The sequence below is a fragment of the Nocardia nova NBRC 15556 genome, from assembly GCF_001613005.1.
GTDB lineage: Bacteria > Actinomycetota > Actinomycetes > Mycobacteriales > Mycobacteriaceae > Nocardia > Nocardia nova.
Genome location: NZ_BDBN01000151.1, coordinates 1 through 11,541, shown reverse-complemented (window position 1 = coordinate 11,541; position 11,541 = coordinate 1). Strand labels below are relative to the sequence as shown.

The window sequence follows — 11,541 nt, the reverse complement described above, 5'->3', positions numbered from 1 at the left end:
CGATCGTGCGCTCCGGATCCGGGGCGACGATCACCGGCCGCGCCAGCGCCGCGGCCAGGACCGCGGCGACTTCGGGCGGACGGGCGGCGCCGCCGACGATGAGCACACAGTCGACATCGGCCATCGTGACGCGGGCTCGGCCGAGGCATTCGTACACCACATCGAGCGACTCGCGGATGTGCGCGGTGCGCAAAGCCGTGATCGCGGCGTCGGAGTCGGCGGCCGAGGAAGCACCGGCGCGCCAGTTGTCCTGCGCGGCCATCTTCGCACCGAAGGCGCGGCCACCGAAGGCGGTGGAGCGCAACGGTTCCCCGAACACCGGCAGGTCCGGAGTACCGGGGCCGATGCGCACCAGGGTGACGGTCAGCCCCGATCCGCCGAGGTCGTAGACCAGCGCCAGGCCCGGCAGCAGCGGACCGTGCGCCACCGACAGCCACGCCGCGGCCGCCACCGGTTCGGCCACCAGGGCGGCATGGGACAGTCCGATCGAATCCAGGGCCTCGCGCAGTTCGAGCACCCGCTCCTCGCCGTAACTCACCGGATGTGTCACCGCGACAGCGGTTTCCGGATTGCGGCCCTCGGCGGTGGCCACCACGTGGGCGGACACGTCCGCGACCACGGTGCGCGCGACGGTCGCCACCAGATCGGCCGCGGACAGCGACCGATGACGTACGCGCGCGGTCCGGCCAGGCTCGGTCAGATCGGCGAAGTCGGTCACGGCGCGGCCGTGGCGCGGAATCCGGCCGACCCGCGCGGTGCCGCTGCTGTCGAAAGTGAGTGTCGTGCGCCAGGTTCCCGGCGCGGTGCGCTGCTGCGGCAGCGCGGATTTCGGGCCCGAGGCCCGCTTGCGCCGGCCGGTCGCCGCACGCTCACCGGATTCGCCGGCCGCGCTGCGCCCGCGGCCACGCGCGTTCTTCCCGCTCTCAGCAGTATCGATGGCGCACACCGTGTTGACCGTGCCGATACTCACTCCGAGCCCAACCGTCATCACAATTCCCCTCGATCGACGAGCGTACGTTCGCTGACATGTCTCGATCCGGCATCAGGCAACCACTGTGCTGAGAACTTGCCAAGCACCGGACAATCGGTTGTCCGCTCAACCGCCGCACTCCGCGACGACGCCGCCGATACCGCAGATATACCCCTTCACCTGCGGTAACAAATCAGGCAATTCATACGCGCAGTGGACATTTCGCGACACCGACCGACCGGTACGGGTTTGCCAGCAATCGTCCGAATATCCTCGGACACCGTATACCGGCGATCCTGCAACGGTGGCGCATCCGGCGAAACACCCACTCCCGCAACGCCGCACGAGCGCCCGGCTCCGCCGGCAGGGAAGATCAGCCTGCCGGCAGGGAAGATCAGGCCGCCGGCAGTTCCGGGATGCGGGTGGCGCGGGCGAAGACGGTCTCACCCTCCGCCAACCGCAAAGCCTCCGCGTCACCGCGAGTGACCTGCGCGGTGAACAGGTCACCAGTGGCCGCATTGCGCAATTCGAGGCGAACCTCGAAACCCAGTCGGACGACGCGCTCGACGGTCGCGCGGGTGACCCCCGCCGACTCCGCGGTGCCCTCGTGTTCGGCCAGGGCCATACCGGGATCGCGGCCGATGCGAATATCGTGCGGGCGCACCAGATGTCCGTTCAACTTGGCCACCGCACCGAGGAAGGACATGACGAATTCGTTGGCGGGACGGTCGTATACGTCTTCGGGCGTTCCGACCTGTTCGATGCGACCGGCATTCATCACCGCGATCCGGTCGGCGACGTCGAGCGCCTCCTCCTGATCGTGGGTGACCAGCACGGTGGTCACGTGCACTTCCTCGTGCAGGCGACGCAACCACGTGCGCAGGTCGTGACGCACCTTGGCGTCGAGGGCGCCGAAGGGTTCGTCGAGCAACAGCACCTGCGGGTCGACGGCCAGCGCCCGGGCCAGCGCCATGCGCTGCCGCTGCCCACCCGACAGTTGCGCCGGGTAACGATGCTGGAAACCGTCCAGGCCCACGATGCCGAGCAGTTCGTCGACGCGCTTGCGGATTTCGTTCTTCGGCCGTTTGCGGATCTTCAGCCCGAACGCCACGTTGTCGCGCACGGTCATATGTTTGAACGCCGCGTAGTGCTGGAAGACGAAGCCGATATCGCGCTTCTGCGGCGAGACCCGGGTGACGTCGCGGTCGGCGATGGTCACGATGCCCGAATCCAAGGATTCCAAGCCGGCGATCGAACGCAGCAGCGTCGATTTCCCGGAACCGGAGGGCCCCAGCAGCGCGGTCAGCTCACCGGAGGGGATGTCCAGGCTGACGTTGTCGAGGGCGGCGAACGAACCATAACGCTTGTTCGCGTCGGTGACGGTAATCATTTGGCAGTGCCCCGCTTGCGTTCGAGAAGGGTCATCAGGACGAGGGTGACGAGCGCCATGGCCATGAGCAGGGTCGCCGCGCAGTAGGCGCCGAAGGTGTTGTGGTCGTTGATATAACGACCGTGCACCAGCAGCGTCAGGGTCTGAGAAATGCCGGGCAGTCCGGACGACACCATGATCACGGCGCCGAATTCGCCGAGGGCGCGGGCGACGGTGAGCACGATGCCGTAGGTCAGGCCCCACCGGATGGCCGGCAGGGTGATACGCCAGAAGGTCTGCCACCGGCTGGCGCCCAGGGTCGCCGCGGCCTGCTCCTGATCGTCGCCGATCTCGTGCAGGACCGGGACGACCTCGCTGACCACGAAGGGCAGCGTGACGAAGAGCGTGGCGATCACCATGCCCGGCAGGCCGAAGATCACCCGGAAGCCGAAGCTGTCGAGGCCGCCGAACCAGCCCCCGACACCCCACAGCATGATCAGCGATACGCCGACCACCACCGGCGAGACCGCGAACGGCAGGTCTACCACGCCCTGAATCAGGGTGCGCCCCCGGAAGTTTCCGCGCACCAGGGCGATGGCGGTGATGACTCCGAAGACCACATTGAGCGGCACCACGATCACGACGATCAACAGCGACAGATTGAACGCCGAGATCGCGGCGGGGGTGGTGATGGAATCGAGGAACGCGCCGATCCCATGCTCGAAGCTGCGCCAGAGAATGATCACCAGCGGGGCCACCAACAACACGATCAGATACGCGAGCGCGATCACGCGCAGCGAAATCCGGGACGGGGCGGACAGTTTCATCGGCTCGCCTGTTCCTTGCGGGCGGTGCGTTCGGAGAAGATGCGCAGGATCAGCAGGGTGGCGAAGGAAATCGCCAGCAGCGCCACCGACACCGCCGCCGCGTTCACCGGACGGTCCACCTCGATCTGCTGCTGGATGTACTGCGACGCGACCTGAGTGCGGCGCGGAATGTTGCCGCCGATCAGGACCACCGACCCGTATTCGCCGATGGCGCGCGCGAAGGCGAGGCCACCGCCGGAGATGATGGCCGGCGCGAGCGACGGCAGCACCACGCGCCGGAAGATGGTCAGATTGTTCGCGCCCAGTGAGGCCGCTGCCTGCTCGACCTCTTTATCCGCTTCGATCAGCACCGGCTGCACCGAGCGCACGACGAACGGCAGCGTCACGAATGCCAGCGCCACCACGAGTCCCGGCTGGGTGGCGTTGAGGTGGATACCGACCGGGCTCTGCGGCCCGTACAGCGACAGCAGCACGATGCTCGCCACGATCGTCGGAAGCGCGAACGGCAGATCGATCAGGGCGTTGACGAAGCTCTTGCCCGGGAAATCGTCGCGCACCAGCACCCACGCCACCACGGTGCCCATGACGACGTTGATCACGGCGACGACCACCGATACGAGAACCGTCACCCGCAACGCGTCCAGTGCCGCGGGCGCGGTGACCGCATCCCAGAAGCCGGACCACCCGTCGTCGAAGGAATGGACCGTCAATGCGGCCAGCGGCAGCAAGACGATGATGCTCAGCCACAGCACCGTGATCGCCAGACCGAGCGAGCCGGCCGATCCGGTGAGGCGCGACCGCCAGGCCGGTCCGGCGGACCGCTGCCGGACGACGCCGGGACCGGTGGTGGTCCCGGCGTCGGTACTCCCGCCGGTGTCGGCCTTCGTACGGGTGTCAGTCACAGTTGCCCAGTATTCCGTGCGCTCCGAGCCACCGGCTTACTTGGTGGCTTTGTCGTAGAGCACCGCGACGCTGCCGGTGTCGGGGGTGAACAGATCCTTGTCGACCTGCTTCCACCCACCCAGATCGGCGATCGTCCACAGCTTCTGCGGCGCCGGGAAATCCTTGGTGTACTGCGCGGCGACCTGCGGATCGACCGGACGGAAACCGGCCTCCGCCCATGCCTTCTGGCCGGCCTGCGAGTACAGGAAGTCCTTGAACGCCACAGCGGTGGTGGGATTCTTGGCGTTCTTCGTCACCGCCACCGGGTTCTCGATCTTGAAGGTGGTCGGCGGGATGACGTGCTCGATCGGATCCCCGCTGCGTTCGGAGAAGATCGCCTCGTTCTCGTAGCTGAGCAGTACATCCCCGGTGCCCTGCAGGAAGGTCTCGGTCGCCTCCCGGCCCGACTTCGGCTGCACCTTGATGTGCTCCTTGGAGATCAGCTTGCCCAGGTAGTCCAGGCCCGCCTGCGGATTCTTGCCGCCGTCGCTCTCCGCGGCGTAGGGCGCCAGCAGGTTCCACTTGGCCGAGCCGGAGCTGAACGGATTCGGCGTCACCACCTCGACGCCGGGCTTCAGCAGATCGTTCCAGTCGTGGATGCCCTTCGGGTTGCCCTTGCGGACGGCGATCACGACGACCGAACCGAACGGCACCCCCTTGTTGGCGTCGGCATTCCAGGTCGAGTCGACCAGCCCGGCATCCACCAGCCGGGTGATGTCGGGTTCGACCGAGAAGCTGACGACGTCGGCCTGGGCTCCGTCCTTGACCTTGCGGGACTGGTCGCCGGAGGCGCCGTAGGACTGCTGGATCTGCGCGCCCTTGCCGGCCTCGGTCTTGTTGAATTCGCCGATCACCTTGTCGTAGCCCGGCTTGGCGACCGAGTAGGCGAACAGCGTCAACTGCCCGCCACCACTGTGGGCGTCGCCGCCGACGGTGTCGCTCGAGCCACCACTGCAGGCGGCGGTCAGTCCCACGGCCGCCAGCGCGGTGAGCGCGACGGCGATGCGTCCTCGGCGCACCGAGAACCAGGATCTGCTGGACGATCTGCGAGACATGGAACTGACCTTTCCTGCCGCCCGCCCCCGGCGCACACTGCTGCCGGGTCGGAAGTAACTGTGATTGAGCGGTAGATCTGCCCGGTGAATACCGGAGACAGGCGCGTGCGGCTGAGCCGCGAGAGGCGGAGACGCTGCGGAAAGATGTGCGCCGGTCCCGTGGAAGGGGCGCAGCGTGTCCGATCAGCTATCGACGACAGTGAATGTCCGCGACGACGAGACAGCCGACCGCGATCAACGCCAACTCATGGCGGACCTGCGGAACAACGCTCGATGACACGGGCAGACTCTAACAGAGCACCCAGAACCGCGCGAATCGGTCGAAGCGGAATCCGCCGAAGATCCCGATATTCGAGAAAACCGCCCATGACCGGCGGGAAGTATTCATATTTCGGATTCCCGACCGCCACCGCGCCGACACCGCAACGACCACCGGGGCCCGGGCGAACCGTGGTGAAGACCACAGTCGCCCGGACCCCGGTGCGTGCGTTCCGGCACCAGCCGATCGGTGGCCGGTCTACTCCTCGTCGGCGGACTCGGGCGGGCTTTCGTAGAGGTCGAGCACCCACTCCTCGACGGCGGTGTCCTCACCGTCCTCGTCGGGCTCGTCGGCGCGCAGCCGGTTCTGCAGCCGCACGCCCAGGCCGAGCATTTGCGCGGCGCGCACCATCTCGATCGCCTCGTCGGCGGTGGTGTAGTGGGTCGCGATCAGTCGGGGGCCGTCCTCGATTTCCAGAAGCTGCTCGAGGTCGACGAATTCCTCATCGGTTGGCATGGGCTGCACAGTACCTGCAACCTCCGACAGCGGGGGATTATCGCGTCAGCAACCAGGCGACGACGATCAGCACGAGCAGTGCGATCAGCGCCAACTGGACCCGTGAGCGTGGCATCAGATCGCTTCCTTCGGCATCGGACCCGGAACATGCATCGAGGCGCCGGCCAGCGCCGGTTCGGGCGGTGCGATGGTCGCCGCATCGGGCGCGATCTCGGCGGCCGCGTCGCCGGCGACGATGTCGGTCTCGGCGACGGCCGAGCGGTCGCGGCCGAGCAGCCGCAGCACGATCCGCAATCCACGATCGAGCAGGTAGGCGATCAGGAAACTGACCGGCACCGCCCCGACCAGAACCACGACGAACTGCGGGATGAACGGTAATCCGGCCACCCACAACTCGAAGCCGTCCCACCAGCCCGCGACATGATGCACAACCACCAGCCTAGTAGGTCACGGGTGCGCCGGCCGCAGGGCATGCCGACCGGCTGTCGCGAGGTGCCGACAGTCCCGGCGAACGGGACCGGAATCCACCATGATGGCTGTATGGCGTCCTACGACGAACCGATCACCGAACAACCCCTCATCGAGACGCTCGACGACATGTCGCCGCCGCGCGATGCCCTGGCCGATGTCTCCGACGCCGAGATCTCGGCGAACTACCTGCCCATTTCGGCGGGCGTCGTGCACAAGTCGTCGTATCCGCCGATCGACGACTACGCCTTCCTCTCCGATTGCGAGACCTGCTGCCTCATCGCGCGCAACGGTGCGGTCGAGTGGATGTGCCTGCCGCGGCCGGATTCACCCAGTGTGTTCGGCGCCATGCTGGACCGCAGCGCCGGCCACTTCCGGCTCGGCCCCTACGGCGTGAACGTGCCCGCGGCGCGGCGCTATCTGCCCGGGGGCATGATCGTGGAGACGACCTGGCAGACCGACACCGGCTGGATCATCGTCCGCGATGCGCTGGTCCTGGGCCCCTGGCACAACACCGACCGGCGCAGCCGGACCTACCGCCGCACCCCGGAGGACTGGGACGCCGAGCACATCCTGCTGCGCACGGTGAAATGCGTCAGCGGCGTGGTCGAACTGGAGATGAGCTGCGAACCGGCCTTCGACTATCACCGGGCGCCCGTGAATTGGGAATACACCGGCGAGGTCTACGAACGCGCCACCGCCACCGCGACCTGCGCCCACGACGAATTGCCCTGCGGCGAACTGGTTCTCACCACGGATATGCGGCTGGGGCTGGAGGGGCGCGAGGCCCGTGCCCGCACCCGCATGCGCGAGGGCGACGAATTGTTCGTGGCCCTGTCCTGGTCGCCGCTGCCGGCCCCGCGCACCTTCGCCGAAGCGGCGCAGAAGATGTGGCAGACCACCGAATGCTGGCGGCAGTGGATCACTCTGGGCAAGTTCCCGGATCATCCGTGGCGCGGCTATCTGCAGCGCAGCGCGCTCACGCTCAAGGGTCTGATCTACTCCCCGACCGGCGCCCTGATGGCGGCAGCCACCACCTCGCTGCCGGAAACGCCGGGCGGCGAACGCAACTGGGACTACCGCTACAGCTGGGTGCGCGACTCCACCTTCGCCCTGTGGGGCCTCTACACGCTGGGCCTCAACCGGGAGGCCGACGACTTCTTCGCCTTCCTGCACGATGTCGCGACCGCGAAAGACGGTGAGGCACAACCGCTTCAGGTGATGTACGGCATCGGCGGGGAACGCGATCTGGACGAGTCCGAGATCCCGCACCTGCACGGTTACGACGGCGCCAAGCCGGTCCGCATCGGCAACGGCGCGTTCCAGCAACAGCAGCACGACATCTGGGGCACCATTCTGGATTCGGTTTATCTGCACGTGAAATCACGCCAGCAAGTCCCGGAAACGTTGTGGCCGATGTTGAAGCGGCAGGTCGAGGCGGCGATCGAGAACTGGCGCAAACCCGACCGCGGCATCTGGGAGGTGCGCGGCGAACCGCAGCATTTCACTTCGTCCAAGGTGATGTGCTGGGTCGCGCTGGACCGCGGCGCGAAACTCGCCGAATTGCACGGCGAGACCGACTACGCCGAGAAGTGGGCCGCGCTGGCCGAAGAGATCCGCGCCGATGTACTCGCCCACGGGGTGAACGACAAGGGCGTCTTCACCCAGACCTACGGTGGTGACAGCCTCGACGCCTCACTGCTGCTGGTCGTACTCCTGCGCTTCCTGCCGCCGACCGATCCGCGGGTGCGCGCCACGGTCCTGGCCATCGCCTCCGATCTGACCCAGCACGGTCTGGTGCTGCGCTACCGCACCGACACCACCGACGACGGATTGTCCGGTGCGGAGGGCACATTCACCATCTGCTCGTTCTGGCTGGTATCGGCGCTGGTGGAGATCGGCGAGGTGCGCCGGGCGCGGCATCTGCTGGAACGGCTGCTCGGATACGCCAGCCCGCTCAAGCTCTACGCCGAGGAGATCGACCCCTACACCGGACGGCATCTCGGTAACTTCCCGCAGGCGTTCACCCACCTGGCATTGATCAACGCGGTGATGCATGTGATCCGGGCCGAACACTCCACCGGGGCCGGTGAATTCCATCCGGCTCATCCCGCGGGCTGACGAAGCAGCGGGTGGTCCGATATGCCCCGGACCACCCGCCACGAATGCGCACAGCACGAACGCTAAGGCACATCGGCGTTTTCGCGGATCTCCCGCAACCGCACCATCGATCGCTCGATTTCGGTGAGACGCCGTTCACGACTCTCCGGCGAGTTGATCGCCGCCGCCTCCTCGGCCGCGCGCAGCGATTCGTCCACCGATCGCAGCGTCTGATCGGCCAGATCGGTGAAGTGGTCGCGCAACATGCGCTGCATGGCCCGCAGCCGATGCCGTGACTCCTTGCCGACCTGGAAGATCACATCGTCCATCAGGCGAGCCACCGCCACCTTGGCCTCGGACTGGCGGCGCTCACGGCGCAGCTTGCGGTCCTCCCACAGGGCGTTGATACCCAGCAGGGCGGCCGCCGCACCCGAATACCAGTTCACCAGCGGCATTTTCAGCAAACTGGTGAGCAACCCGACCATCAGCAGACCACCGTAGGAGCCGCGCATCACGTTCAGCAGCGACGAGGTGAAACCCACCTTCGCGGTATCCAGCGGCTCCAGCGACGACACCGGTTCGAGGACGTCGCCCGGATCCTCGAGCCGCAGATCGGGCAGCGGCACATCGCGCGAGTCGGCGGGGAACTTCGCGGTGACCTGCTCAGCCAGTTCCACCGCCCGATAGTGGGCGACGACGAAGTTCTCCTCGACCGCCTCGCAGATCCGGGAATCCAGATCGGCGCCGAATTCGTCCCAGCTGCGAGCCGGATCGCGCTTGGCGATCTCCGATTCGGCGTGGCGGACCAGTACGCGCAGCCGGTGCCGCAGATCGTGTTCGATATCGGCCATCAGTTCCGAACAGCCGTCGGCGAGGGTGACCTGCCAGTTGGCGCTGCGGTGGCGCAGATCGTCGGCCTCGGCGCGCGCGGTGCGCAGTTGATCGGTGATCGCGGTGTAGCGCTGCGGATCGCGCAGGGTTTCGGCCTCACTGCGCAGGGCCAGCCCCAGATGATCGGTGATGGTGCGGATGTCGCGCAGCGCCGCTTCCCGGGCGACGGCGTCGGCGCGGGCGAGGACGTATCCGCGCAGATGGTCGATCAGTTGCGGCACACCGGATTCGATATCGCGGCGGTGATCGTCACCGGCACGCAGATGCAGATCGGCGGAGATCGGGGCCACCGCGAAACCCAGGCCGGCGGCGTCGAGCAGCTCGCGATTGCGCTGCTGCACCCGGCTCCAGTGGCTGTAGCGATCGATCTTGTTCAGCACACAGACGACCGTCGGGCACACCTGCCGGATGCGCTGCAGCAGGGCGATCTGCTCGGGGGTGTATTCCGCGGCCGCGTCGCTGACGTAGAGCACGGCGTCGGCGGCGGCGATCAGCGACCAGGTAGTCGGCGCGTCGGCGGGTGCGCCGGGCGCGTCCATCACCACGAATCCCTCGGCCAGCAGCGGGCTCGGGTCGGTGAATTCGGCTCGGATCACGCCGGCCGCGCTCAGCGCCGGACCGGGGTTCAGCGGGTCGACGGGCTGGCGTTCGGTGCGGCCGCCGGGCAGCGAGCGCACCAGCGTGGCGGTCGCCTCCGGACCGTATTCGGCGATCACCGGAACGCTGACCGGACTGCCGGTCGCGCTCACCGCGCTGCCGACCAGACCGTTGACCAGCGTGCTCATCCCGTTCTTGGGTTCGCCGACGACCACCAGCCGCACGCGCGGATCGGCCACCCGAGCCCGCGACATCCCCAGTCGTGCGGTGAGATCGGCCCGGCCCGCGGCGCGGGTCAGGTCGAGCAATTCGTCGAGCTGCGCGAGCAGCGGGGCCATCTCGTCGGGGTGTTTGGCACCCGGCGACTCCACCGCCGTCACAGCGGAAGCACGTGGAAATCGACGACAGGGTGGTCCACCGGATGGTGCATCTCGGCAAAGGTGGTTTCGTGCAGACCGCCGGACAGTCCGGCGGCGGACACACTCGTCAGGCCGTGGCCGGGATCGGCCCACAGCGAGGTGTCGTACGAATCGTTTACAGCCGCAACAGGTTTCACCGGAACGTGCGCATTCGGCACGGGATCGATGGTGGTCGGCGGTTTGATCACGGTCGGCGGCTCCACGGGTGCGGTGTGCTGCGCGGTCGGCACGGTCGGTTCGTGTGTCGGGACGGTCTGGTCGTGGCTCGGCGGCGTCGCATGCTGGGTCGGTACCTGCTGGGTAGGAACCTGCTGCGTCGGTACGGAATCCGGATCGTGGGTCGGCACCTGGGAACCGCGTGACGGCACGGTCGGATCGTCGGCGTTGCCGGTGGCGGAGGTGTCCGCCCCCGAGGAGGTGCCCGGTGTATGCGTCGCGGTATGGCCCGGCGTCGACGCGTCCGCGCCGGCGGAGGTCGACGGCCCGGAGTCGCTGTCGGTATCCGACGGCGTCGTACCGGGAGTGCGGGTGGGATGGCCGGAATCGGTGTCGCGAGGCACCGTCACGGTCGGCGTGGGCCGGTCGACGGAATCGTGATCGGTCGAGGTACCCGGACGGGTGGTGGTGTGCTCGCCGCCGGGCGTGGTCCCCGGCGCGTGCGAGGTGCTCGGCGCGGTCGGCGTCTTCGTCGCATCGGCGTCGTGGGTCGTGGTGGTGCCGTGCGATGTGGTGGTCGGCGCGTGGGTGGTGGTCCGCCCGGCGCCCGATTCCGACGGATCGTCGGCACCGCCCGGCAGTCCGGTGTCCGTACCGGCATGGCGGGGCCGATCGTCGAACAGCGCCGGAACGGCCACCGCGGGCGCGGTCAGCGGGGACGGTCCCGCATGCGTGGTGATCACGTTCGCGATCGGGTGGGTAGCGGCCTCGGGCTGAATCGTGGTCTGCAGTGGCGTCGCCGAGACCGGTTGGACGAGCGCGGGCGCCGGCGCGGGTGCGACCGGCGCCGGCGCGGCCACGACCGGTGCGGTCGAAACCGGTTGCGGCGCCGCGACATTCGTCACCGGCGCGGACGCTTGAGCGGTAGCGAACGGCGTCGAGCCGGGGGCGGCCGAGGTGGCGATCGGCCCG

General features: G+C 67.9%; 10 protein-coding genes and 1 pseudogene. 1 reads left to right on the top strand and 10 read right to left on the bottom strand.

Going from position 1 to position 11,541, the window contains the following annotated elements:
• From NN2_RS34705 to NN2_RS35870, 8 genes are all read right to left on the bottom strand, one after another.
• On the bottom strand, nt 1-988 hold a 988-nt coding region (locus NN2_RS34705), incomplete at its 3' end, for an Hsp70 family protein (protein ID WP_156511561.1).
• Nucleotides 989-1,364: 376 nt separating this feature from the next.
• A complete protein-coding gene (locus tag NN2_RS34700) occupies nt 1,365-2,360 on the bottom strand; it encodes a sulfate/molybdate ABC transporter ATP-binding protein (protein ID WP_030512833.1) in 996 nt (331 codons plus the stop codon).
• A complete protein-coding gene (cysW, locus tag NN2_RS34695; RefSeq protein ID WP_063019400.1) occupies nt 2,357-3,166 on the bottom strand; it encodes a sulfate ABC transporter permease subunit CysW in 810 nt (269 codons plus the stop codon). The genes NN2_RS34700 and cysW overlap by 4 nt, the downstream gene beginning before the upstream one ends.
• Complete coding sequence (cysT, locus tag NN2_RS34690; RefSeq protein ID WP_036522837.1) at nt 3,163-3,930, bottom strand: sulfate ABC transporter permease subunit CysT; 768 nt, start codon at nt 3,928-3,930, stop codon at nt 3,163-3,165. The genes cysW and cysT overlap by 4 nt, the downstream gene beginning before the upstream one ends.
• 174 nt (nt 3,931-4,104) lie before the next feature.
• On the bottom strand, nt 4,105-5,163 hold the full coding sequence (locus tag NN2_RS34685) for a sulfate ABC transporter substrate-binding protein (protein WP_063019398.1): 1,059 nt from the start codon (nt 5,161-5,163) through the stop codon (nt 4,105-4,107).
• A gap of 187 nt (nt 5,164-5,350) precedes the next feature.
• Nucleotides 5,351-5,443 carry an Ms4533A family Cys-rich leader peptide gene (locus NN2_RS39145; protein ID WP_310400397.1) on the bottom strand — a complete coding sequence of 31 codons (93 nt, stop codon included), beginning with the start codon at nt 5,441-5,443 and terminating at the stop codon, nt 5,351-5,353.
• 237 nt (nt 5,444-5,680) lie between these two features.
• The gene (locus NN2_RS34680) at nt 5,681-5,938 is read right to left on the bottom strand and encodes a hypothetical protein (protein ID WP_051755080.1); all 258 of its coding nucleotides are present in this window, start codon (nt 5,936-5,938) and stop codon (nt 5,681-5,683) included.
• 114 nt (nt 5,939-6,052) lie between these two features.
• A complete protein-coding gene (locus NN2_RS35870; protein WP_104364523.1) occupies nt 6,053-6,367 on the bottom strand; it encodes a hypothetical protein in 315 nt (104 codons plus the stop codon).
• Between the two features lie 111 nt (nt 6,368-6,478).
• Between NN2_RS35870 and NN2_RS34670 the strand changes: the two genes are divergently transcribed.
• The gene (locus NN2_RS34670) at nt 6,479-8,527 is read left to right on the top strand and encodes a glycoside hydrolase family 15 protein (RefSeq protein WP_063019396.1); all 2,049 of its coding nucleotides are present in this window, start codon (nt 6,479-6,481) and stop codon (nt 8,525-8,527) included.
• A 62-nt stretch (nt 8,528-8,589) separates the two neighbouring features.
• Here NN2_RS34670 and NN2_RS34665 read toward each other — a convergent pair whose 3' ends face one another.
• Entirely contained in the window at nt 8,590-10,374 is a 1,785-nt protein-coding gene (locus NN2_RS34665) for a P-loop NTPase family protein (RefSeq protein WP_227462943.1), read from the bottom strand.
• Nucleotides 10,371-11,541, bottom strand: a pseudogene (locus NN2_RS34660) (hypothetical protein); the annotation flags it as partial. The pseudogene NN2_RS34660 and the gene NN2_RS34665, both read right to left, overlap by 4 nt.